This is a genomic window from Kitasatospora sp. NPDC091207 (genome assembly GCF_044768625.1).
Taxonomy (GTDB): Bacteria; Actinomycetota; Actinomycetes; order Streptomycetales; family Streptomycetaceae; genus Kitasatospora.
In genome coordinates this window covers 174,343-195,488 of record NZ_JBIVVS010000006.1, presented here as the reverse complement: position 1 = coordinate 195,488, position 21,146 = coordinate 174,343, and the positions used below count along the sequence as shown (strand labels likewise).

The window sequence follows — 21,146 nt, the reverse complement described above, 5'->3', positions numbered from 1 at the left end:
AGGGTCGGCCGGGTGGACCGCAAGAACATCCCGAACCCAGGATTCGCCGCCGACGACGGCACCGCCGACCCGGCCCTCGCCGAGGCGCTCGCGCGCTGGTCGCGGGAGCGCGCGGCCGAGCCGGAGGTGCTCGCGGCGCTGACGCCGACCCGGCTGATGGTCCCGATCGTCGCCGTCCTCGGCGAGGTGGAGCTGGACGAGCACGGGCACAAGCACGAGAAGACCAGTGACATGGCCGTCCCGGTGATCGAGGCCGCGGACGGCCGTCGCGCCCTGCCGGCCTTCACCTCGATGGAGTCGCTGACCCGCTGGCGGGCCGACGCCCGCCCGGCGCCGGTCGCCGCCCCGCAGGCCGCGATGGTGGCCTTCTCCGAGCGGGCGGACACCCTGCTGATCGACCCGGCCGGCCCGGTGCCGTACCAGCTCTCCGGGGCCCGGCTGCGCGCGCTGGCGGAGAACCGGCCGTACCTGCCGCCGGTGCGCGACCCCGAGGTGCGCGAGGCCGTCCGGGCGCTGCTGGCGGCCGAGCCGGGGGTGGTGAGCGGTCTGCTGGCGCCCTACCAGGAGGGGGACGGGCTGCTCGCGGTGGTGCTGGACCCGGCGCTGGACCAGGAGGCCGTGCAGGCGGCCGCGCAGCGGGTCGGGCAGGCCGTCGCGGCGGACCCGGTGCTGCGGGTCCGGCTGGACCGGGGTCTCAGCCTGGCCGTCCTGCCGGCCGGCGCCGAGCTGCCCGGCGAGCCCCTGTACCGCCGCTAGCGGCGGTAGGAGCGCCCCGCCACCCGGGCCGGAACCGCCGGTGCCCCCACGCTCACCGAGCGCGGGGGCACCGCCGGTCCGGTCCGTTCTCAGGCGTAGACCGGGCCGGTGAACTTCTCGCCCGGGCCGGTGCCCGGCGCGTCCGGGACGATCGACGCTTCGCGGAAGGCCAGCTGGAGCGACTTCAGGCCGTCCCGCAGCGGGGCGGCGTGGAAGTTGCTGATCTCGGGGGCGCCGGCGGTGACCAGCCCGGCCAGCGCGGTGATCAGCTTGCGTGCCTCGTCGAGGTCCTTGTCGGCCTCGCCGCCCTCGGCCAGGCCGCACTTCACGGCGGCGGCGCTCATCAGGTGCACCGCGACGGTGGTGATCACCTCGACGGCCGGGACCTCGGCGATGTCCCGGGTGAGGTCGTCGAAACCGATCGCCTCGTCGTCCGCGGCGGGGTTCTGGGTGGGCTCGCTGCTCAAGGGGGGGCTCGTTCCGTCGTGCCGGTGTCCGTACCCAAGGAGCGTACAAGGGGGCGGACGAGGGCCCGGGCCGCGGTCGGCGAGGGGCGGAATACCGGGCGCGGCCGAAACGCTGTATGCTTCGAGACTGACCGGCCAGGAGCCCCTGAGGGGCGCCCGGCCAGCAAGTGGAGGCTCCACCCAGGAGGCCCGAGAGGGCAACCGCGAAAGTCTCCCACCCGATCGGCCTCGCGGTCGACGGGTCCCGGTCCGCGGCCGGCGCCCAGGTGCCGAGTCGCCCGCAGCACCCCTCACCGGGTGCGGCCCCCGGTTGTGTGGAGCCCCGCTTGTACCGAGCGGGGCTTTTTTCGTGTCGCGGTGCATGCAGTGCCCACCAGCAAGGTAGGCAGCGCAGCACGAATGAAGCCCCGCCCAGTGGTCGAGTCCACTACGTGCGACCGCCGTCCGACGGCCGCATCGCAGAAGGTGCAACCGAGGAGGCCCCATCAGCACCGAGCCCCGCATCAACGACCGGATTCGCGTCCCCGAGGTGCGACTCGTCGGTCCCAGCGGCGAGCAGGTCGGCATCGTGCCGCTTGCCAAGGCGCTGGAGCTCGCGCAGGAGTACGACCTCGACCTCGTCGAGGTCGCGGCGACCGCCCGGCCGCCGGTGTGCAAGCTCATGGACTACGGCAAGTTCAAGTACGAGTCGGCCATGAAGGCCCGTGAGGCGCGCAAGAACCAGGCGCACACGGTCATCAAGGAGATGAAGCTCCGGCCGAAGATCGACCCGCACGACTATGACACCAAGAAGGGTCACGTCGTCCGGTTCCTCAAGCAGGGCGACAAGGTCAAGATCACGATCATGTTCCGCGGTCGTGAGCAGTCCCGCCCCGAGCTGGGCTTCCGACTGCTGCAGCGGCTGGCCAACGACGTCCAGGACCTGGGCTTCGTCGAGTCCTCGGCCAAGCAGGACGGCCGAAACATGATCATGGTTCTCGGCCCGCACAAGAAGAAGACCGAGGCGATGGCCGAGGCCCGCGCGCTGGCGGACGCCCGCAAGGCCGAGCGTCAGGGCCGGGCCCCCGGCTCCGACGCCGCCGACGTCGACATCGACGAGGACGCAGCGCTTGAGGCCGAGAACGCCGCGGCCGAGGCGGAGGCCGACGAGGCCGACGCCGAGGACGCCGACGAGGTCGAGCAGCCGGCCGAGGCCTCCCAGGACGCCTGAGCCTTCACCGGCCAGGGCGGTTCGGGAGACCGGCCACCAAGGTGACCGAGCGTCCGCCCGGTCATCGCAGATCCATCCTTCACGCCCGCGCGGCGCACACCGCGCGGGCGTGGACGGACCGACGAGGAGATACGGCGAAATGCCGAAGCAGAAGACGCACAGTGGCGCCAGCAAGCGCTTCAAGATCAGTGGCTCCGGCAAGGTGCTGCGCGAGCGCGCCGGCCGTCGCCACTACCTGGAGCACAAGCCCTCCACGCTGACCCGCAAGCTGGCCGGCACCGTCGTGGTGGCCCCCGCCGACGCCAAGAAGATCAAGAAGCTTCTCGGCAAGTGATCGCCCTCCCGCCCGGCGCGAGCCGCGAGCGGGGCAGCTGATCCTTCCCGACCCATTCGAATGACGGACCGCGTGAAGTAGTCCGTGGTCCAACCCAAGGAGTAATCAAGTGGCACGCGTCAAGCGGGCAGTCAACGCCCACAAGAAGCGCCGGGTCATCCTGGAGCGCGCCAGCGGCTACCGGGGCCAGCGCTCGCGCCTGTACCGCAAGGCCAAGGAGCAGGTCACCCACTCGCTGGTCTACAACTTCAACGACCGCAAGAAGCGCAAGGGCGACTTCCGTCAGCTGTGGATCCAGCGCATCAACGCTGCGGCCCGTGCCAACGGCATCACCTACAACCGCTTCGTGCAGGGCCTGAAGGCCGCCAGCGTCGAGATCGACCGCAAGATGCTGGCCGACCTCGCGGTCAACGACCCGGGCGCGTTCGCGTCGCTCGTCGAGGTCGCGCAGAAGGCGCTGCCGGCCGACGTCAACGCCCCGAAGGCCGCCGCCGACGCCGCCTGATCCTCCTCCGGATCGGCCTGATCCTCCTGGATCGGTTTGTCGCACTGACCGGACCCGCAGGCTCTTCCTGCGGGTCCGGTTTTGCGTTCCCCCCGCCCCAGTCCCTGCACGCCACCGGCGCCCCGCCTCAGAGACGAGACCATGTCGAGCACCGACACCCCCCTGCTCACCTCCCTGCGCTCGCCCCGCGTCGTCGCCGCCCGCCGGCTCGCCAAGCGGAACCAGCGCACCAAGGAGCGCCGCTTCCTCGTCGAGGGCCCGCAGGCCGTCCGTGAGGCCGTCGCGTTCGGGAAGCTGCCGGGCTCGGCCGACCACGCCGTGGTCGAGGTCTACACCACCCCGGAGGCCGCCGAGCGGCACGCCGGGATCATCGCCGCCACCCTCGCCGAGGGGCTGCCGGTGCTCACCGCCACCGACGAGGTCATCGCGGAGATCTGCGACACCGTGACCCCGCAGGGCATCGTGGCGCTCTGCCGCTTCATCGACACCCCGTTCGCCGAGGTGCTCGAGGCCCGCCCCAAGCTGGTCGCGGTCCTCGCCCACGTGCGCGACCCCGGCAACGCGGGCACCGTGCTGCGGACCGCCGACGCGGCCGGCGCGGACGCCGTGGTGCTCACCGACGCCTCGGTGGACCTCTACAACCCGAAGGCCGTCCGCGCCTCCGTCGGCAGCCTGTTCCACCTGCCGGTCGCCGTCGGCGTACCGGTCGAGGAGGCGGTCGGCCGGCTGCGCGAGGCCGGCGTGCGGGTGCTGGCCGCGGACGGCGCGGGGGAGCGCGACCTCGACCAGGAGCTGGACGAGGGCACCCTGGGCGCGCCCGGCGCGTGGGTGTTCGGCAACGAGGCCTGGGGGCTCCCGGAGGAGACCCGCGCACTCACCGACGAGGTGGTGCGCGTGCCGATCCACGGACACGCCGAGAGTCTCAACCTCGCGACCGCCGCCGCCGTCTGCCTCTACGCCTCCGCCCGGGCACAGCGCTCGCCCGGCGGCTGCCGCGCGCAGGCGTAGACCGCCCCGGGTGCTCCCGGAAGTCGCCAACGCGACGCCGTGGGCCCTACTGCGGGGGGCCGCGAGACGCTAGGGTCTGCCTCGGTGGGGGGAAAGACACGGTGGGTAATCGGGGAGGACACCCATGGTCGGCAGCGGGCCAGAGCTCGACCCGGACGACCTGCCGGACGGCCTGGTGGTCGCCGACGCCCTGGGCCGGGTGGTCTGCTTCAACCGCGCCGCCGCCCGGCTGACCGGCATCCTCCAGGAGCGCGCGCTCGGCAGCCCGCTGGAGCACGTCCTCCCGCTGGAGGACCTGGACGGCCGCCGCTGGTGGCAGCTGACCGACCCGTACGGCGGCCTGGCGATCCGGACCAGCCAGCCCGAACGCAACCTGCTGCTGCCCGGCGGCCGCGAGGTGCTGGTCTCCGCCCGGTACGTGCGCGCCCGCCCGCAGGCCCCGCTGGAGCGGCTGGTGATCGCGCTGCGCGGCACCGAGGCCCGGCGTCGCACCGAGCGCAGCCACGCCGAGCTGATCGCCACCGTCGCGCACGAGCTGCGCTCGCCGCTCACCAGCGTCAAGGGCTTCACCGCGACCCTGCTGGCCAAGTGGGAGCGGTTCACCGACGGGCAGAAGCGGCTGATGCTGGAGACCGTCGACGCGGACGCCGACCGGGTCACCCGGCTGATCGCCGAGCTGCTGGACATCTCCCGGATCGACGCCGGCCGGCTGGAGCTGCGCAAGCAGGTGGTCGACCTGGCGGCCGCCGTGCGCCGGCACGTGGACCGCAAGGTCGCCACCGGCATCCCCGAGGACCGCTTCGACATCCGGATCAGCGAGCCGCTCACCGTGCTCTGGGCCGACCCGGACAAGGTCGACCAGGTGCTGGCGAACCTGCTGGAAAATGCGGTGCGCCACGGTGAGGGAACTGTCACGATCGAGGTGGCACCGGCCAAGGAGGTCGTCGAGGCACCCGTCTGGGAGCGCTCCGGCACCCCGCCCCGCACAGTGGAAGGCACCGCGGTCACCGTGAGCGATGAAGGCACCGGCATCCCCGAGGATTCGATGCCGCGCGTCTTCACCCGCTTCTGGCGCGGTTCCAAGCGCGGCGGCACGGGCCTGGGCCTCTACATCGTCAAGGGCATCGTGGAGGCCCACGGCGGCTCGATCCGCGTCGACCGCGCGCCCGGCGGCGGCGCCCGGTTCCGATTCATCCTGCCCGCCGGCGTGCCCGACTTCATGCTCTGAACGAGCCTGGACGACACACCCGCCGGGCTCCCGGAGGTGGCGGACCACCCCCGGAGCACGGTGCGGATCGGGAGGCCGGACGGGCTTCACGGCAGCCGCGCCACGCGCTGCGACTACACTCGACCTTTGGCGTTGTGGGACGCCCTGCGCGGCCGTGCCGCGGACACCCCCTCCCGAGTACCGCGGCGGGGGCTGCCCGTGCCCCGGCCACGCCGGGCGTCACGCGAAGGCACGAGCCCTTACCTGAGCACGGACGAGCAGGAGCACGGGAAGATAGAGATGTCGGCACCCAACAAGTCGTACGACCCGGTCGAGGTCGAGGCCCTCAAGCCCGAGGTGGTGGAGCAGGCCCGGGACGAGGCAGTCCAGGCCTTCGCCGCCGCCACCACCCTCGACGAGCTGAAGCAGGCCAAGGTCGCCCACACCGGCGACCGCTCCGCGCTCTCCCTCGCCAACCGCGAGATCGGCGCTCTGCCCCCGCACGCCAAGGCCGCCGCCGGCAAGCTGATCGGCCAGGCCCGCGGCGCCGTCAACCAGGCACTCGCCCGGCGCCAGGCCGAGCTGGAGGCGGAGCGCGACGCCCGCGTCCTGGTCGAGGAGGCGGTGGACGTCACGCTGCCCTACGACCGGGCCCCGCGCGGCGCCCGCCACCCGCTGACCACGCTGGCCGAGCGCATCGAGGACACCTTCGTCGCGATGGGCTACCAGGTCGCCGAGGGCCCCGAGGTCGAGGCCGAGTGGCTGAACTTCGACGCCCTCAACCTGGGCCCGGACCACCCGGCCCGCTCGATGCAGGACACCTTCTTCGTCCAGGCCCCGGACGGCTCCGCCGACTCCGGCGTGGTGCTGCGCACCCAGACCTCCCCGGTCCAGGCGCGCACCATGCTCGACCGCGAGCCCCCCATCTACGTGGTCTGCCCCGGCCGGGTCTACCGGACGGACGAGCTCGACGCCACCCACACCCCGGTCTTCCGCCAGGTCGAGGGTCTGGCCGTGGACGAGGGCATCACCTTCGCCGACCTCAAGGGCACCATCGAGCTGCTGGTCTCGAAGCTGATCGGGGACGGGCTGGAGCTGCGCTGGCGGCCCTCCTACTTCCCGTTCACCGAGCCGAGCGCCGAGATCGACCTGCAGTGCTTCGTCTGCCGCGGCGAGAGCGTCGGCAACCCGGACAAGCCCTGCCGCACCTGCTCCTCCGAGGGCTGGATCGAGCTCGGCGGCTGCGGCGTGGTCAACCCGCGGGTGCTGGTCGCCTGCGGCATCGACCCGAGCCGCTACAGCGGGTTCGCCTTCGGCCTGGGCCTGGAGCGAATCCTGATGAACCGTCACAACGTCGCCGACATGCGCGACATGGTCGAGGGTGACGTGCGTTTCACCCTCCCGTTCGGGATGGAGATCTGATGCGCGTCCCGCTTTCCTGGCTGCGCGAGTACGTCGACCTGCCGGCCGGCGAGACCGGCCGTGACGTGGCGGAGCGACTCGTCCGGGCCGGCCTGGAGGTCGAGACGGTCGAGCGGATCGGCACCGACCTCAAGGGCCCGCTGGTGGTCGGCCAGGTGCTCTCCATCGAGGAGCTCACCGGCTTCAAGAAGCCGATCCGGCACTGCTACGTCAACGTCGGCGACGCCAACGGCACCGGCGCGCCGCAGGAGATCGTCTGCGGCGCGACCAACTTCGCCGTCGGCGACAAGGTCGTCGTCGTCCTCCCGGGCGCCGTGCTGCCCGGCCCGTTCCCGATCGCGGCCCGGCAGACCTACGGCCACACCTCGGCCGGCATGATCTGCTCCGCCCGCGAGCTGGGCATGGGCGACGACCACGACGGCATCATCGTCCTCCCGCCGGAGTACGAGCCCGGCACCGACGCGATCGAGCTGCTCCAGCTCGTCGACGAGGTGCTGGACATCGCCGTCACCCCGGACCGCGGCTACTGCCTCTCGATGCGCGGGGTGGCCCGCGAGGCCGCCGCCGCGTACGGGCTGCCGCTGGCCGACCCGGCGCTGCTCGACGTGCCGCCGGCGAACTCCTACGGCTACCTGGTGAAGGTCGCCGACCCGGCCGGCTGCGACCGCTTCGTGGCCCGCACCGTGATCGGTCTCGACCCGGCCGCCAAGTCGCCGATCTGGCTCCAGCGCCGGCTGCAGAAGGCCGGCATCCGGCCGATCTCGCTGGCCGTGGACATCACCAACTACGTGATGCTGGAGGTCGGCCAGCCGCTGCACGCCTACGACAAGCAGCGTGTGGACGGGCCCATCCTGGTCCGCCGGGCCGAGTCGGGCGAGCGCCTGACCACCCTCGACGGCGTCGAGCGCAAGCTCTCCGCCGAGGACCTGCTGATCTGCGACAACAGCGGCCCGATCGGCCTGGCCGGTGTCATGGGCGGCGCCTCCACCGAGATCCTCGACCCGGCCGCCGGCCCGGGCACCACCGAGGTGATCATCGAGGCGGCGCACTTCGACCCGGTCGTCATCGCCCGCGGTGCCAAGCGGCACAAGCTGCCCTCCGAGGCGTCCAAGCGCTTCGAGCGCGGCGTCGACCCGGAGGCCGCCCGCGCCGCCGCGCAGCGCGCCGTCGACCTGCTGGTCCTGATCGCCGGCGGCACCGCCGAGGCCGGGGTCACCGACATCGCGGCCCCGCACCCGGTGCGCACCATCACCATCGCCGCGGACCTGCCCGACCGCGTGGCCGGCACCGTCTACGGCCGTGAGAGCGTCACCCGGCGCCTGCAGGAGATCGGCTGCTCCGTCGCGGGCGCCGACGTCCTGGAGGTCACCCCGCCGACCTGGCGTCCCGACCTCACCGACCCGTACGACCTCGCGGAGGAGGTCATCCGCCTGGAGGGGTACGACAACGTGCCCGCCCGGATGCCCACCGTGCCGCCGGGCAAGGGCCTGACCGAGGACCAGCGCACCCACCGCCGGGTCGGCGTCGCGCTGGCCGCCGCCGGCTACGTCGAGGTCAACAACTACCCGTTCGTCGGCGAGGCCGCCTTCGACGGGCTCGGCCTGGAGAAGGACGACCGGCGCCGCCGCACGGTGAAGCTGGTCAACCCGCTCAACGACGAGGAGCCGGCGCTGCGCACCACGCTGCTGCCGGGCCTGCTCGGGGCGCTGCGCCGCAACACCGGCCGCGGCAACACCGACCTGGCGGTCTTCGAGACGGGTACCGTCTTCCTGCCCAAGGACGAGCGGACCGTCGCGCCGCGGCCGGCCGTCGACCGCCGTCCGAGCGACCAGGAGCTGGCCGCGCTCGACGCCGCCCTCCCGGACCAGCCGCGCCGGGTCGCCGTCGCCCTCGCGGGCGAGCGGCTGCCGTCCGGCTGGTGGGGCAAGGGCGCGCCGGCCTCCTGGGCCGACGCGATCGAGGCCGCCCGCGCGGTGGCCGGCGCGGCCGGGGTCGAACTGGCCGTCCGCCAGGGCCGGCTGGCTCCGTGGCACCCGGGCCGCTGCGCCGAGCTGGTGGTCGCCGGTACCGACCGGGTGGTCGGCCACGCCGGTGAGCTGCACCCGCGGGTCGTCAAGGCGCTCGGCCTGCCCGAGCGCACCAGCGCGATGGAGGTCGACCTCGACCTGCTGACCGCCGACGGTGCCGTGCGGGTCGAGGGCCCGGCCGTCTCCGCGTTCCCGGTCGCGACCCAGGACGTGGCGCTGATCGTGGACGGGGCCGTCCCGGCCGCCGAGGTGGAGGCCGCGCTGCGCGCCGGCGCCGGCGAACTGCTGGAGGCCATCCGGCTGTTCGACGTCTTCACCGGCGAGCAGGTCGGCGAGGGCAGGAAGTCGCTGGCCTACGCGCTGCGCTTCCGCGCGGCGGACCGCACGCTGACCGCCGACGAGGCCAGCGCGGCCCGTGAGTCGGCCGTGGCCGAGGCCGTCGCCCGCACCGGCGCGGTGCTGCGCGGCGCCTGACGCCCGCCCCTGGAGGGCCCCGTCGCCGGTCTCCGGCGGCGGGGCCCTCCGTCGTGCGGCGGCAGGGTGCGGGGGCGGCTGCCCGCCCCGGGCGGCTGACCTGGGTCTTTGAAGACTTTCCGTCAAAGCCCTTGCGGGCCCGGGCCGGTGGGCGCTATTTCTTGGTTAGGAAAGTTTCCTAACTTCCCGGCAGTGGCACCCCCATGCCGCCCCCCACGGAACACGGAGCGTCAGATGCACCGTCCTCAGCACCGCACCGTCCGGATAGCCCTCGCCGCCCTGCTGGTGGCCGCCCCCGCCACGGTCGCGGCCGCCGGTGCCGCCCACGCGGCGCCGACCGCCGCCGTCGTCCAGCTCAAGGCCGTCGGCCTGGACGACCCGCACAAGAAGGACATCGCGATGCAGCTGGTGTCCAGTGCCGAGAACTCCTCGCTGGACTGGAAGTCGCAGTACAAGTACATCGAGGACATCGGTGACGGCCGCGGTTACACCGCCGGCATCATCGGCTTCTGCTCCGGCACCGGCGACATGCTCGACCTGGTCGTGCACTACACCGATCTCAAGCCCGGCAACGTCCTCGCCAAGTACCTGCCGGCGCTGCGCAAGGTGAACGGCACCGAGTCGCACGCGGGCCTGGGCAGCGCCTTCGAGAAGGACTGGGCCACCGCCGCCAAGGACGGCGTCTTCCAGCGGGCGCAGAACGACGAGCGCGACCGCGTCTACTTCAACCCCGCCGTCAGCCAGGCCAAGGCCGACGGCCTGCGCGCGCTCGGCCAGTTCGCCTACTACGACGCCATCGTGATGCACGGCGGCGGCTTCGACCCGGCGGGCTTCGGCACCATCCGCAAGAACGCCCTGAAGAAGGCCAAGAGCCCCGCCCAGGGCGGCGACGAGGCCACCTACCTCAAGGCCTTCCTGGACGCCCGCAAGGCCGCCATGAAGCTGGAGGAGGCGCACTCGGACACCAGCCGCGTCGACACCGAGCAACTGGTCTTCCTCAACGCCAAGAACTTCGACCTCAACCCCCCGCTCAAGTGGAAGGTCTACGGCGACAGCTACGCCATCAACAGCTGAGCCGCACCGGCCGCGGAGGCCGTTCGCCGGCCTCCGCGGCCGCCCGATTATCGGGTGACACCCGGCCGCACCCGCTGATACGTTCGGCGACGTGGCAAAGCTGAACCAGATCATCGCCGTCGAAAAGGGCGTCAAGTCCAAGTCCTTCCAGGAGCTGACGCAGTCCCACCAGGAGGTGCAGAAGCCCGCGTTGCTGGCCGGCATCTCCCGGACGTACCAGCCCAAGGACGAGGAGGGCGAGCAGCTCCCCCCGGAGTCCACCCGCGTCCAGGTGAAGGCCGAGGACGTCCTGCGGACCACCGCCGCGACGCTGTCCCGGCTGTTCGACGTCACCGCGACCAAGGACTGGGCGAACACCGAGGCCCGCGCCGACGTCGTGGTCGACGGCCGGACGCTCGTCGCCGACGTGCCGGTCACCTACCTGCTCTTCCTGGAGAAGCAGCTCACCGACCTGCGCACCTTCGTCCGCAAGCTGCCGGTCCTGGACGCCTCCGAGGCGTGGCACCACGACGCCTCCACGGACTCCTGGAAGACCGAGGCGGTGCGTACCATCCGCACCAAGAAGGTGCCGCGCAACCACGTCAAGGCCGAGGCGACCGAGAAGCACCCGGCGCAGGTCGAGGTGTACTACGAGGACATCGCGGTCGGCTACTGGACGACCGTCAAGTTCTCCGGAGCCCTCGCGGCCCGGCGGGTGAACGAACTGGTGGAGCGGGTCGAGAAGCTCCAGCAGGCCGTCCAGTTCGCCCGCGAGGAGGCCAACGGCTCCGAGGTCACCGACCGCAGGGTCGGTGACGCGGTATTCGGCTACCTCTTCGGGTAGCCTCCTGATCGCCCCCGTATGAGAGCGGGGGTGGCGCGAAGAGCGCAAGCTGATACTGAAGTTGAAGCTGATATCAGGGGAGAACGTGGAGGTTCGAGTCCTCCTCCCGGCACTTCGGGCCGGGGTGGCCCAACATGGCAGAGGCGCCCCTGTAAGACTCAGACTCTCGCTCCAGGCTCAGTATTCGCCGCCGAGCGCCGGATCGACCGGGTGTGTGCTGTAAGCGTCGGATGCGGGTTCGACTCCCGTCTGCGCCTCTTTCGCGGCGCGGTAGCTTCAATGGCAAAGCGCGATGCTGTGAGACTGACCCACACCCTTAAACGTGCCGGTGCGAGCAATTGGGTGGCACCTCAGGGGCCCGGGTAGCTGGATACCGCTCCCGGGCCCCGTCACCGTTCCCCGCCGGGTTCAGGCGCTCGCGGTGTAGTCGTAGAAACCGCGGCCGGACTTGCGGCCCAGCAGACCCGCGTCGACCATCCGGGAGAGCAGCGGGGGAGCGGCGAACAGCGGCTCCTTGTACTCGTCGTACATCGACTCGGCGATCGAGACGATGGTGTCCAGACCGATCAGGTCGCACAGCCGCAGCGGGCCCATCGGGTGGGCGCAGCCGGCCTCCATGCCCTTGTCGATGTCGGAGGCGGTCGCCACGCCCGACTCGAACATCCGCACCGCCGACAGCAGGTACGGCACCAGCAGCGCGTTCACCACGAAGCCGGCCCGGTCGCGGGCGCGGATCGGCTCCTTGGCGAGCACCTGGGAGGCGAAGGCCTCGGCCCGCTCGGTGGTGGCCGCCGAGGTGGTCAGCGTCGGGATCACCTCGACCAGCTTCTGTACCGGCGCCGGGTTGAAGAAGTGCAGACCGATGACCTGCTCCGGGCGGGAGGTGGCGGCGGCCAGCTTCACGATCGGGATCGACGAGGTGTTGGAGGCCAGGATCGCGTCCCGGCGCTCGACGACCTGGTCCAGCTTCTGGAAGATCTGGACCTTGATGTCCTCGCGCTCGGCGACCGCCTCGACCACCAGGTCGCGGTCGGCGAAGTCGGCCAGGTCGGTGGTGAAGGACAGCCGGGCCAGTGCCTCGTCACGGTCCTCGGGGCTGAGCTTGCCCCGCTTGACCGCCGTCTCCAGGGAGTTGGTCAGCCGGGTGCGACCGAACTCCAGAGCCTCCCCGCCGGCCTCCGACACCAGGACGTCCAGCCCCGCCCGGGCGAACACCTCCGCGATGCCCGACCCCATCAGACCGCAGCCGATCACTCCGACGCGCGCGATGTCACTCACTCAGTTGCCCTTCGGTGGTGCTGGGATCCCCCAGCGAGAGGTGTCCCAGGAAGCTGCTGTTCAGCGGGTGGGTGCACCGGTATGTGCGCACCGGTGCACCGCCCCGACGACGTTACTACTCCGTACTGGCCGGTAGGTCATCCCCTCCCCGGCTGAGTCCGGCCGCCGGGCCGCTGCTCCGAACGGGTGAGCCCCGGTCGGGAACCCGTGCGCCCGGGCGCCGGCACGCCCGCCGCCGGACAGAATGCGGGTCGGTCGGGGGCCGCGCGAAGGGAGCAGGGGATGCCGACGGGATCGCTCACAGGACAGGTCGCCCTGGTCACCGGAGCCGGCCGGGGCATCGGCCGGGAGATCGCCGTCGGCCTCGCCGCCGAGGGCATGGCCGTCGGCCTGGTCGGCCGCACCCACGAGACCCTCACCGAGGCCCTCAAGGAGTGCGCCCGCCACGGCGCCCGCGGCGTCGCCGTCACCGCCGACGTCACCCGGCCCGGCTCGGTGCGCGAGGCCGTCCGCGTCGTCGAGCGGGACCTCGGCCCGATCGACCTGCTGGTCAACAACGCCGGCCAGGTCGACCGCACCGAGGTCCCGCTCTGGGAGACCGACGCCAACCACTGGTGGCAGGTGATCGAGACCAACCTGCGCGGCCCCTACAACCTGCTGCGCTGCGTCCTGCCGGGCATGGTCGAGCGCCGGGGCGGCCGGGTGGTCAACCTCAACACCGGCTTCGCCCTGCGCCCCGACGGCCGCTACACCGCGTACGCCACCTCCAAGAGCGCACTGCTGCGGCTCTCCGACAACCTGGCCGACCCGCTCGCCGAGCACGGCGTGGTGATCCTCGACATCAGCCCGGGCGCGGTCGCCACCGACATGACCGCCGGCATGCCGATGTTCCGGTCCATGAAGACCTGGGGCTCGATCCCGTACATGGTCGCGGTGACGGTGGACGCCGCCAGGGGCCGCTTCGACGCGCTGCACGGCCGGTTCATCCACGCCGGCCGGGACAACCTGGAGGAGCTGGTCCGCCGCGCCGAGGAGATCCGCGCGACCGACGCCCGCACGCTGCGGCTGCGCCCGTACGGGCCCGACGACCCGTTGGGCTGACCCCGCGCGCGACGCCGCCGGCCCCGGCGGCACCCTCGTCACAGCGCCGCGAGCGCGGCACGCTCCTCGTCGGTGAGCGACCCGGGGCGGCGCCCGGTGCGGGCGAAGGTGCCGGCGAGCCGCCGCAGGGCCTCGTTGAGCGGCGCCGGCGCCCCGTGCAGCCGGCCGAGCAGCACGATCTCGCCGTTCAGGTGGTCCGTCTCGATCGAACCGGTGCCGCGGGCCAGGCTCTGCCAGGACGAGCCCCCGCTGCGCTGCGCCCCCGCGACCGGGGCCTGCCGCATCACCTCCCCGACCAGCCGGACCAGCTCGCGCGGGTCGTGGTGGGGGATGCCGGCGGCGGCCAGCACCGCCGCGCCCTCCGCCGTCACCCGCCGCTGGAGCCCGGCGAGCGGGTCGCCGTCGATCCGGCCGGCCACCGCGTCCAGCGCGTTGCCGAGATTGCTGAGCAGCTTGGCGTACTTCCAGCGCATCACGTCGGCGTCGACGGCCGCTTCGAACGCGGACCCGGCCAGGTCGGCGGCGACCGCCGCGGCCCGCTCGCCGCCGTCGCCGGCGGGGTGGCCGCCCAGCCGCAGCACGCCGCTGACCGGCGTCCCGCCGGCGGTGACCCGGCCCGGCTCCAGGTGGTCGGACGGCAGCCAGACGCACATCGCCAGCACCACGCGGAACAGACGCAGCGCGAGGCGCTCGTTCTCCACCCCGTTCTGCGCGCAGACCAGCGGCAGCCGCTCACCGGCCGTACCGCCGCCGGCCACCGGGCGCGGCGCCCAGGCGGCCAGCGCGGCGGCGGTGTCCTGGGTCTTGACGGCGAGCAGCAGGACGTCGTCCGGCCGCAGGCCGACGCCCTCCGGTCCGTCCGTGACCGGGATCCGCAGCGTCCGGAAGCCCTCGGGGGTGCCGAACCGCAGGCCCCGCTCCCGCAGGGCCGTCAGATGCGCGCCCCGCGCGACCAGCAGGACGTCGTGACCGCCCTCGTGCAGCCGGGCACCGATCGTGCCGCCCACCGCACCCGCCCCGATGATGATGTAGCGCATGCGCGACAGCATGGCACGGGCGCCCCGGCGGGAACCGGGGACGGCGGTGGGCGGGGGCCCGGGACGACCGACCTCAGGCGCAGAGCCGGCTGGCCGTGACCGGGGTGAGCCCCGCCTTGGTGAGCCCGTCCAGGATGGCCGGCAGCGCGTCCACCGTGCACTGGTGGCCCATGTGCAGCGCGACCACGGAGCCGCCCTTGACCGAGCCGAGCACCCGGCGCTGGAGTTCGGCCGCGCTCGGGTCGCTGTAGTCGCGGGGGTCCACGTCGAAGGAGAGCACGTGCTCGTAGCCGACCGCCCGGGCCTGCTCGCGCACCATCGGCGTGGCGTACTGGGCGGCGGACGGCCGGAACCAGCGGCCGATCGAACCGGTGAGCCGTTGCAGCCGCTCCGCGCACTGGGCGATCTCGGCGCGCGCCTGGTCGGGGCTCATCGCGGAGATGTTCTGGTGGTTCTGGGTGTGGTTGCCCAGCTCGTGGCCGCCGTCCAGGATGCGGCGGGCCATCTGCGGCTGCTGGTCCAGCCAGCTGCCGACGGCCATCACGGTGAGCTTGGCGCCGCGCTGCTCGGCGATCTCCAGCAGGGCGGTGGCCATCCTCGGGTCCCCGCTGCCGTGGAAGGTCAGGGCGACGTTCTTGCCGGTACGCGGCCCGTACGCGACCTCGACCGGGGTGCCCGGGGCGAGGGGTGTGAGCACGGGCGGGGCCGGCGGCGCGGCGGTGGTGGCGGTCGCTGCGGGTGAGGAGGCCGCCTGCGGGGCGGCCGCGGGGCCGGTGCCCGGGGCGGGGGAGGCCGGGCCCTCGCCGGGCGCCCAGGCCGGGTCGACCGCCGCCGGGTCGCCACCGCCCGGGTCCACGGTGCCGGGGTGGACGGCGAGCGCCCCCGGGTCGGCCCGGCGGGGGGCGGCCCCGGCACAGGCTCCGAGCAGCCCGCCGACGGCGGTCAGCGCGGCCAGCCTGGCGGTGGCGCGCAGGACGGTGCGGCGGTCGGCGGTCATCCGGTCGGCAGTCATCGGCAGCCAGCATAGAGACGGCGAAACCGCGGGGCGATTCGGGGCAGCGCCGTCGTCGGTGGAACGCCCCGCGTACGCACCGGCCCCGGAGGGCCGCGGAATCCTGAACTCCCGCTGTCTCGGCGGCGTGTCGTCGGATACGATCACCGCGCACCGTGTGGGTGGGTCCGGCGGATCGGTCCGCCCACGACCGGTGCCCCGCCGAGGTGCTCCGGCGCCGTGACGGGCAGGCAGTCCGGCAGTGAGTTCGAGGGGGCGGAAGCAGGATGCACGAGGACACCACGACGACGGACGTCGGTACGGGCTGGGACTGGGTGAAGGCCGAGGACTGGGAGCCGCCGACCGAGCTGGACACCGGTATCCCGCACACCGCCCGGATGTACGACTACTACCTCGGCGGCAAGGACAACTTCGAGGCCGACCGCAAGGCCGCCGAGGCCGCCATCGCCGCCTACCCGGCGCTGCCGCTGCTGGCCCGCACCAACCGTGAATTCCTCGGCCGTGCCGTCGAGTTCGCGGCCGGCCGGGGCATCCGTCAGTTCGTCGACATCGGCACCGGCATCCCCGCCGTCGGCTCCACCAGCGAGGTGGCCCGCCGGGTCGCCCCGGACGCGCGCGTGGTGTACGTCGACAACGACCCGATCGTGGCCACCCACGCCCGCGCCCTGCTGGCGAGCCACAAGGCCGGTCACACCTCCGTCATCGAGGCCGACCTCCGCGACCCGGCGACCATCCTCGACCACCCCGGCCTGCGCGCCGCCGTCGACCTCGGCCGGCCGGTGGCCCTGATGCTGGTCGCGGTCCTGCACTTCATCCGGGACGAGGACGGCGCCCAGGAGATCGTCCGCACCCTGCGCGACGCGCTCGCTCCCGGCAGCGCGCTGATCCTCTCGCACGGCAGTCCCGACTTCGCCTCCCGGCAGAGCGCGGCCGAGGGCGCCCGGATCTACCGGAGCGCGAGCGCGCCGCTGGTGCTGCGGCCGCGGGCCGCCGTCGAACCCTTCTTCGGTGACTTCGGGTTCGCCGGGCCCGGTCTCGTCCAGCTCCCGCTCTGGCGCTCCGAGGCCGGTCACGTCCCGACCGGTGAACTGCCCGAGGGCTGGCAGGACGTCTCCGCCTACGCGGGGGTCGCGTTCAAGGCCTGAACCGACGGCCTGAAGCGACGGCCTGAACCGGGCCTGAACCGGGCCCGAACCGACCGCCCGGACCGCCGTGCGGCCCCGCCGGCCCCGATGCCCGCTCCGGGTACCGGGGCCGGCCCGCGTCCGCCCCCGTCCCGGGGCGACATTGGCCGCACCGGGGGAGGGTTCGGTGGAAAATGCCGCGACGTTCCGGCACCCGCGGTGTTACTTTTCGGATCATGAACCCCCTGAGCGAGACCGAGATCCGCGGCTCCTTCGTCAACTGTTCCAAGGGCGAGGCCCGTCGGCTCAACCTGCCCCGGGGTCTGGCCGAACTCCCGTGGGAGCACCTCGACTTCCTCGGCTGGCGGGACCAGGGAGCGCCCGACCGCGCCTATCTGGTCGCCGAGCACGGCGGCGCGCTGGTCGGTGTCACGCTCCGGGTGCCGACGGTGCGCCGCAGCCTGACCAAGACCAATGTGTGCTCGCTCTGCCTCTCCGCCCACGCGGGCTCGGGCGTGGCACTGCTGGCCGCCCGCCGGGCCGGGGTCTCCGGCCGTGAGGGCAACACCGTCGGCACCTACATCTGCGCCGACCTGGCCTGCTCGCTCTATCTGCGCGGGCTGAAGAAGTCCGCGCTGGTCAGCCGGCCCGAGGAGTCGCTCTCGCAGGACGAGCTGGTCGCCCGCACGGTGGCGAACCTGGACGCCTTCCTGGCCAAGGTCCTCACCGACGCCCCGGCCTGACGCCCTCGGGCCGGCGGGACGGGCCCCGAGGCACCCCCGGGCCCCCGGGCCACCGGACCCCGAGACGTCCGGCCCCTCGGCGTCGTCATCCGTGGCGCAGCTGGTCCAACTCCCGCCGGTCCCGCTTGGTGGGCCGGCCGGCACCCCGGTCGCGCTCACCGGCCGCCACCAGCAGCTCGCGCGGCGGCCTCGGCGGGCTGGTGTCCACCAGGCACTCGGCGGCGACAACCGCGCCGACCCGCTTGCGGACCAGCCGCTTCACCGTGACGACCCGCTCGTAGCCCTCCTGGCGCACGCGCACCTCGTCCCCGGGCTTCAGCGCCTGCGCGGGCTTGACCCGCTCCCCGTTCACCCGCACGTGCCCGGCCCGGCACGCGGCCGCGGCCAGCGCCCGCGTCTTGGTGAGCCGCACCGACCAGATCCAGCTGTCCACCCGGACGCTTCCCTCGTCTTCGACCATCCTCCGAGCCTACCCACGGCCGGGCCGCCGCCGTGCCGGGGGACGGGTGACGAGGTCGGGCGCCGGGGGAGTCACGGCTGCCCGGCCGGCGACTCCTGGACCGCCCAGCCGTTGCCGTCCGGGTCGTTGAAGAAGACGAAGGAGTTCCACGCCCCGCCGCGGCCGTCCACCCGGGCGCCGGCCTCGAAGTGCTGGACCGGGCTCACCTCCACGCCTCGCGCCACCAGCTCGTCGTGTGCCTTGGCGACGTCCGGCACCACGAGCTGCAGGCCCTTCATCGACCCCGGCGGCGCGTCCGTGACCCCGGTGCCCAGCACGATCGAGCAGCCCGAGCCCGGCGGCGTCAGCTGCACCACGCGGACCCCGTCACGGATCCGGGTGTCGTGGTCGACGGTGAAACCGACCTGTTCCTCGTAGAAGAGCTTGGCCCGGCCCACGTCGGACACCGGGACCACCACCACTTCGAGCTTCCAGTCCATCGCCCAACCCCCTTCCGGTCAGGGCTCTCCGGCCGGGCCCCTTCAGTATCGGCCGTCGGGACGGCCGCCGCCCGGCGGTCGGCTAGCCTGAGATCACGATGAACCGCCTCAGCACGCCCACCGCCGCGACCCCCTTCACCACCCCGTGGGGCACCCTCGACCTCACCCGTTTCCCGGCGGACCCGCGCGAGCGGCTGCGCGCCTGGGACGCCGCCGACGAGTACCTGCTGCGCCACCTCGCCGGCGAGGCCGACAGTGCGCGGGGCGAGGCCACCGGGCTGGCCGGCCGCACCGTCGTCGTCCTCGGCGACCGCTGGGGCGCGCTGACCACCGCGCTCGCCACGGCGCCGAGCGCCGGCCTGACCGCCGGCCCGAGCGCCGCCCCGGCCCCGGCGCCGGTCCAGATCAGCGACTCCCACCTCGGCCGGCAGGCCACCCTCGCCAACCTCGCCCGGGCCGGCGCCGCCCCCGGTACGGCCGCCCGGCTGCTCACCACCCGCGACACCCCGCCCGAGCGCGTCGACGTCCTGCTGGTCCGCGTCCCCAAGAGCCTCGCGCTGCTGGAGGACCAGCTGCACCGCCTCGCGCCGGCCGTGCACCCCGGCACGGTGGTGATCGGCACCGGCATGGTCACCGAGATCCACACCTCCACCCTCCAGCTATTCGAGCGGATCCTCGGCCCGACCCGCACCTCGCTCGCGGTCCGCAAGGCCCGGCTGATCTTCTGCGTCCCCGACCCGGCGCTCGACCCCGGCCCCAATCCCTGGCCGCACAGCTACGCGCTGCCCGGTGACATCGGCCCGGCGTCCGGGCGCACGGTGGTCAACCACGCCGGTACCTTCTGCGCCGAGCGGCTGGACATCGGTACCCGTTTCCTCCTCGGTCACCTGCCGACGGCCGCGCCCGGCGCCCGGGTCGTCGACCTCGGGTGCGGCAACGGCGTGGTCGGCACCGCGGCGGCCCTGGCGAGCCCCGGCGCCGAGTTGGTCTTCGTCGACGAGTCCCACCAGGCCGTCGCCTCGGCGGAGGCGACCTTCCGCGCGAACCTGGGTCCGGCCGCGCCGGCCGTGTTCCTCACCGCCGACGCCCTCGACACCGATGCCGTTCCGGCCGGTTCGGTCGACCTGGTGCTCAACAACCCGCCGTTCCACTCCCACCAGGCCACCACGGACGCCACCGCCTGGCGGATGTTCACCGGTGCCCGCCGTGCCCTGCGCCCCGGCGGCGAGCTCTGGGTCGTCGGCAACCGTCACCTCGGCTACCACGTCAAGCTCCGCCGCCTGTTCGGGAACTGCGAACTCGTGGCCGGCAACCCGAAGTTCGTGGTGCTGCGGGCGGTCCGCCGGTGAACCGGCCGGGTGCCGGTCCGGTCGGACCGGGCGCCCGGTGCGCCGTGATCAACTAAGGGTAGCCTAAGCTCGTGTCGCCGCCGGATGGGGAACCGTCCGCGGCGAAAGGGTGCGCTCCGGCATTCGGGCGTGCGGGTGGCCGCGCGGCGGCCGGTTCGGCACTCCCTTGCATGAATGTTCCGTGATGCGTATATTCATGCTACGACCAAGGAGGGAAACTGCCATGGCATTGCGAGTCGCCGTCGCCGGTGCGAGCGGATACGCGGGCGGTGAGGTGCTGCGCCTGCTGCTCGGCCACCCGGAGGTGGAGATCGGGGCGCTGACGGGCGGCTCGAACGCGGGTACCAGGCTCGGCGCGTTGCAGCCGCACCTGATCCCGCTCGCCGACCGGATCCTGGAGCCCACCACCCCCGAGGTGCTGGCCGACCACGACGTGGTGTTCCTGGCACTGCCGCACGGCCAGTCCGCCGCGGTCGCCGAGGCCCTCGGCCAGAACGTGCTGATCGTCGACTGCGGCGCCGACTTCCGGCTCCAGGCCGCCGCCGACTGGGAGCAGTTCTACGGCTCCGCGCACGCCGGCACCTGGCCCTACGGCCTGCCCGAACTGCCCGGCCACCGCGCCGCGCTCAAGGGCAGCAACCGCATCGCCGTCCCCGGCTGCTACCCGACCGCCGTCTCGCTGGCGCTCTTCCCGGCGTACGCGGCGGGGCTCGCCGAGCCCGAGGCCGTGATCGTCGCCGCCTCCGGCACCTCGGGAGCCGGCAAGGCCGCCAAGACGCACCTGCTCGGCAGCGAGGTCATGGGCAGCGTCAGCGCCTACGGCGTGGGCGGCCTGCACCGGCACACCCCGGAGATGTCGCAGAACCTCACGCCGGTCGCCGGCGAGCCGGTCACCGTCTCCTTCACCCCCACCCTGGTGCCGATGCCGCGCGGCATCCTCGCCACCTGCTCCGCCAAGGCGAAGCCCGGGGTGACCGGCGAGAGCCTGCGCGCCGCCTACGCCGAGGCGTTCGCCGACGAGCCCTTCGTGCACCTGCTGGCCGAGGGCCAGTGGCCGCAGACCAGCAGCGTCTACGGCTCCAACGCCGCCCTGGTCCAGGTCGCCCTGGACGAGAGCGCCGGGCGCATCATCGCGATCAGCGCGATCGACAACCTGGTCAAGGGCACCGCCGGCGGCGCGGTGCAGAGCATGAACATCGCCCTCGGCCTGCCCGAGGAGCTGGGCCTTCCCCTGAACGGAGTCGCACCGTGACCGA

21 protein-coding genes are annotated in these 21,146 nt (G+C 73.3%); 15 read left to right on the top strand and 6 right to left on the bottom strand.

Going from position 1 to position 21,146, the window contains the following annotated elements; translation table 11 throughout:
- Nucleotides 1–12: 12 nt before the first annotated feature.
- A complete protein-coding gene (locus ACIQTO_RS14005; protein WP_402387452.1) occupies nucleotides 13–756 on the top strand; it encodes an SseB family protein in 744 nt (247 codons plus the stop codon).
- Nucleotides 757–845: 89 nt separating this feature from the next.
- On the opposite strand, the gene ACIQTO_RS14000 is transcribed toward ACIQTO_RS14005, so the two are convergent.
- Nucleotides 846–1,223, bottom strand: coding sequence for a DUF1844 domain-containing protein (locus ACIQTO_RS14000; protein WP_329486878.1), 378 nt, complete (start codon nucleotides 1,221–1,223; stop codon nucleotides 846–848).
- Nucleotides 1,224–1,707: 484 nt separating this feature from the next.
- On the opposite strand from ACIQTO_RS14000, the gene infC reads away from it, so the two are divergent.
- From infC to ACIQTO_RS13955, 9 genes are all read left to right on the top strand, one after another.
- Nucleotides 1,708–2,433 (top strand): translation initiation factor IF-3, encoded by a 726-nt coding sequence (infC, locus tag ACIQTO_RS13995; protein WP_402387738.1) that lies wholly within the window; start codon nucleotides 1,708–1,710, stop codon nucleotides 2,431–2,433.
- 139 nt (nucleotides 2,434–2,572) lie between these two features.
- The gene (gene rpmI, locus ACIQTO_RS13990; RefSeq protein ID WP_380578076.1) at nucleotides 2,573–2,767 is read left to right on the top strand and encodes a 50S ribosomal protein L35; all 195 of its coding nucleotides are present in this window, start codon (nucleotides 2,573–2,575) and stop codon (nucleotides 2,765–2,767) included.
- Between the two features lie 109 nt (nucleotides 2,768–2,876).
- Nucleotides 2,877–3,272, top strand: a complete 396-nt coding sequence (gene rplT / locus ACIQTO_RS13985; RefSeq protein ID WP_030055649.1) for a 50S ribosomal protein L20 — start codon at nucleotides 2,877–2,879, stop codon at nucleotides 3,270–3,272.
- 141 nt (nucleotides 3,273–3,413) lie between these two features.
- Complete coding sequence (locus ACIQTO_RS13980; protein ID WP_402387448.1) at nucleotides 3,414–4,280, top strand: TrmH family RNA methyltransferase; 867 nt, start codon at nucleotides 3,414–3,416, stop codon at nucleotides 4,278–4,280.
- Nucleotides 4,281–4,404: 124 nt separating this feature from the next.
- Nucleotides 4,405–5,508 carry an ATP-binding protein gene (locus ACIQTO_RS13975; protein ID WP_402387446.1) on the top strand — a complete coding sequence of 368 codons (1,104 nt, stop codon included), beginning with the start codon at nucleotides 4,405–4,407 and terminating at the stop codon, nucleotides 5,506–5,508.
- Nucleotides 5,509–5,787: 279 nt separating this feature from the next.
- Nucleotides 5,788–6,909, top strand: coding sequence for a phenylalanine--tRNA ligase subunit alpha (gene pheS / locus ACIQTO_RS13970; RefSeq protein WP_380578073.1), 1,122 nt, complete (start codon nucleotides 5,788–5,790; stop codon nucleotides 6,907–6,909).
- A complete protein-coding gene (pheT, locus tag ACIQTO_RS13965; protein WP_402387442.1) occupies nucleotides 6,909–9,410 on the top strand; it encodes a phenylalanine--tRNA ligase subunit beta in 2,502 nt (833 codons plus the stop codon). The genes pheS and pheT overlap by 1 nt, the downstream gene beginning before the upstream one ends.
- A 234-nt stretch (nucleotides 9,411–9,644) precedes the next feature.
- Nucleotides 9,645–10,484, top strand: coding sequence for a chitosanase (locus tag ACIQTO_RS13960; protein WP_402387440.1), 840 nt, complete (start codon nucleotides 9,645–9,647; stop codon nucleotides 10,482–10,484).
- Nucleotides 10,485–10,575: 91 nt separating this feature from the next.
- Complete coding sequence (locus tag ACIQTO_RS13955; RefSeq protein ID WP_380578070.1) at nucleotides 10,576–11,307, top strand: hypothetical protein; 732 nt, start codon at nucleotides 10,576–10,578, stop codon at nucleotides 11,305–11,307.
- 408 nt (nucleotides 11,308–11,715) lie between these two features.
- Here ACIQTO_RS13955 and ACIQTO_RS13950 read toward each other — a convergent pair whose 3' ends face one another.
- Complete coding sequence (locus tag ACIQTO_RS13950) at nucleotides 11,716–12,585, bottom strand: 3-hydroxybutyryl-CoA dehydrogenase (protein ID WP_402387437.1); 870 nt, start codon at nucleotides 12,583–12,585, stop codon at nucleotides 11,716–11,718.
- A 282-nt stretch (nucleotides 12,586–12,867) separates the two neighbouring features.
- Here ACIQTO_RS13950 and ACIQTO_RS13945 point away from each other — a divergent pair, with 282 nt between their 5' ends.
- Nucleotides 12,868–13,686 carry an SDR family NAD(P)-dependent oxidoreductase gene (locus ACIQTO_RS13945; protein ID WP_402387434.1) on the top strand — a complete coding sequence of 273 codons (819 nt, stop codon included), beginning with the start codon at nucleotides 12,868–12,870 and terminating at the stop codon, nucleotides 13,684–13,686.
- 38 nt (nucleotides 13,687–13,724) lie between these two features.
- Here ACIQTO_RS13945 and ACIQTO_RS13940 read toward each other — a convergent pair whose 3' ends face one another.
- Nucleotides 13,725–14,723, bottom strand: coding sequence for a ketopantoate reductase family protein (locus ACIQTO_RS13940; RefSeq protein ID WP_402387432.1), 999 nt, complete (start codon nucleotides 14,721–14,723; stop codon nucleotides 13,725–13,727).
- Nucleotides 14,724–14,796: 73 nt separating this feature from the next.
- On the bottom strand, nucleotides 14,797–15,735 hold the full coding sequence (locus ACIQTO_RS13935; RefSeq protein WP_402387430.1) for a polysaccharide deacetylase family protein: 939 nt from the start codon (nucleotides 15,733–15,735) through the stop codon (nucleotides 14,797–14,799).
- Nucleotides 15,736–16,001: 266 nt separating this feature from the next.
- On the opposite strand from ACIQTO_RS13935, the gene ACIQTO_RS13930 reads away from it, so the two are divergent.
- Together ACIQTO_RS13930 and ACIQTO_RS13925 are read left to right on the top strand one after the other, a co-directional pair.
- On the top strand, nucleotides 16,002–16,880 hold the full coding sequence (locus ACIQTO_RS13930) for an SAM-dependent methyltransferase (protein ID WP_402387427.1): 879 nt from the start codon (nucleotides 16,002–16,004) through the stop codon (nucleotides 16,878–16,880).
- A 215-nt stretch (nucleotides 16,881–17,095) separates the two neighbouring features.
- Nucleotides 17,096–17,602 (top strand): FBP domain-containing protein, encoded by a 507-nt coding sequence (locus tag ACIQTO_RS13925; protein ID WP_402387424.1) that lies wholly within the window; start codon nucleotides 17,096–17,098, stop codon nucleotides 17,600–17,602.
- Between the two features lie 85 nt (nucleotides 17,603–17,687).
- Here ACIQTO_RS13925 and ACIQTO_RS13920 read toward each other — a convergent pair whose 3' ends face one another.
- Both ACIQTO_RS13920 and ACIQTO_RS13915 read right to left on the bottom strand, forming a co-directional pair.
- Nucleotides 17,688–18,062, bottom strand: a complete 375-nt coding sequence (locus ACIQTO_RS13920) for an RNA-binding S4 domain-containing protein (protein WP_402387421.1) — start codon at nucleotides 18,060–18,062, stop codon at nucleotides 17,688–17,690.
- A gap of 71 nt (nucleotides 18,063–18,133) precedes the next feature.
- A complete protein-coding gene (locus ACIQTO_RS13915; RefSeq protein ID WP_402387418.1) occupies nucleotides 18,134–18,541 on the bottom strand; it encodes a VOC family protein in 408 nt (135 codons plus the stop codon).
- 98 nt (nucleotides 18,542–18,639) lie between these two features.
- Here ACIQTO_RS13915 and ACIQTO_RS13910 point away from each other — a divergent pair, with 98 nt between their 5' ends.
- Nucleotides 18,640–19,890 carry a methyltransferase gene (locus ACIQTO_RS13910; RefSeq protein ID WP_402387412.1) on the top strand — a complete coding sequence of 417 codons (1,251 nt, stop codon included), beginning with the start codon at nucleotides 18,640–18,642 and terminating at the stop codon, nucleotides 19,888–19,890.
- 223 nt (nucleotides 19,891–20,113) lie between these two features.
- Nucleotides 20,114–21,142: an N-acetyl-gamma-glutamyl-phosphate reductase gene (gene argC / locus ACIQTO_RS13905; RefSeq protein ID WP_402387409.1), complete on the top strand. Its 1,029-nt coding sequence runs from the start codon at nucleotides 20,114–20,116 to the stop codon at nucleotides 21,140–21,142.
- The last annotated feature ends 4 nt before the right edge of the window (nucleotides 21,143–21,146 follow it).

Excerpts from the sequence above, each read along its gene's own strand:
- rpmI (WP_380578076.1), top strand. The coding sequence starts at position 2,573 with ATGCCGAAGCAGAAGACGCACAGTGGCGCCAGCAAGCGCTTCAAGATC.
- ACIQTO_RS13980 (WP_402387448.1), top strand. The coding sequence starts at position 3,414 with ATGTCGAGCACCGACACCCCCCTGCTCACCTCCCTGCGCTCGCCCCGC.
- ACIQTO_RS13975 (WP_402387446.1), top strand. The coding sequence starts at position 4,405 with ATGGTCGGCAGCGGGCCAGAGCTCGACCCGGACGACCTGCCGGACGGC.
- pheS (WP_380578073.1), top strand. The coding sequence starts at position 5,788 with ATGTCGGCACCCAACAAGTCGTACGACCCGGTCGAGGTCGAGGCCCTC.
- pheT (WP_402387442.1), top strand. The coding sequence starts at position 6,909 with ATGCGCGTCCCGCTTTCCTGGCTGCGCGAGTACGTCGACCTGCCGGCC.
- ACIQTO_RS13960 (WP_402387440.1), top strand. The coding sequence starts at position 9,645 with ATGCACCGTCCTCAGCACCGCACCGTCCGGATAGCCCTCGCCGCCCTG.
- ACIQTO_RS13945 (WP_402387434.1), top strand. The coding sequence starts at position 12,868 with ATGCCGACGGGATCGCTCACAGGACAGGTCGCCCTGGTCACCGGAGCC.
- ACIQTO_RS13940 (WP_402387432.1), bottom strand. The coding sequence starts at position 14,723 with ATGCGCTACATCATCATCGGGGCGGGTGCGGTGGGCGGCACGATCGGT.
- ACIQTO_RS13935 (WP_402387430.1), bottom strand. The coding sequence starts at position 15,735 with ATGACTGCCGACCGGATGACCGCCGACCGCCGCACCGTCCTGCGCGCC.
- ACIQTO_RS13930 (WP_402387427.1), top strand. The coding sequence starts at position 16,002 with ATGCACGAGGACACCACGACGACGGACGTCGGTACGGGCTGGGACTGG.
- ACIQTO_RS13925 (WP_402387424.1), top strand. The coding sequence starts at position 17,096 with ATGAACCCCCTGAGCGAGACCGAGATCCGCGGCTCCTTCGTCAACTGT.
- ACIQTO_RS13920 (WP_402387421.1), bottom strand. The coding sequence starts at position 18,062 with ATGGTCGAAGACGAGGGAAGCGTCCGGGTGGACAGCTGGATCTGGTCG.
- ACIQTO_RS13915 (WP_402387418.1), bottom strand. The coding sequence starts at position 18,541 with ATGGACTGGAAGCTCGAAGTGGTGGTGGTCCCGGTGTCCGACGTGGGC.
- ACIQTO_RS13910 (WP_402387412.1), top strand. The coding sequence starts at position 18,640 with ATGAACCGCCTCAGCACGCCCACCGCCGCGACCCCCTTCACCACCCCG.
- argC (WP_402387409.1), top strand. The coding sequence starts at position 20,114 with ATGGCATTGCGAGTCGCCGTCGCCGGTGCGAGCGGATACGCGGGCGGT.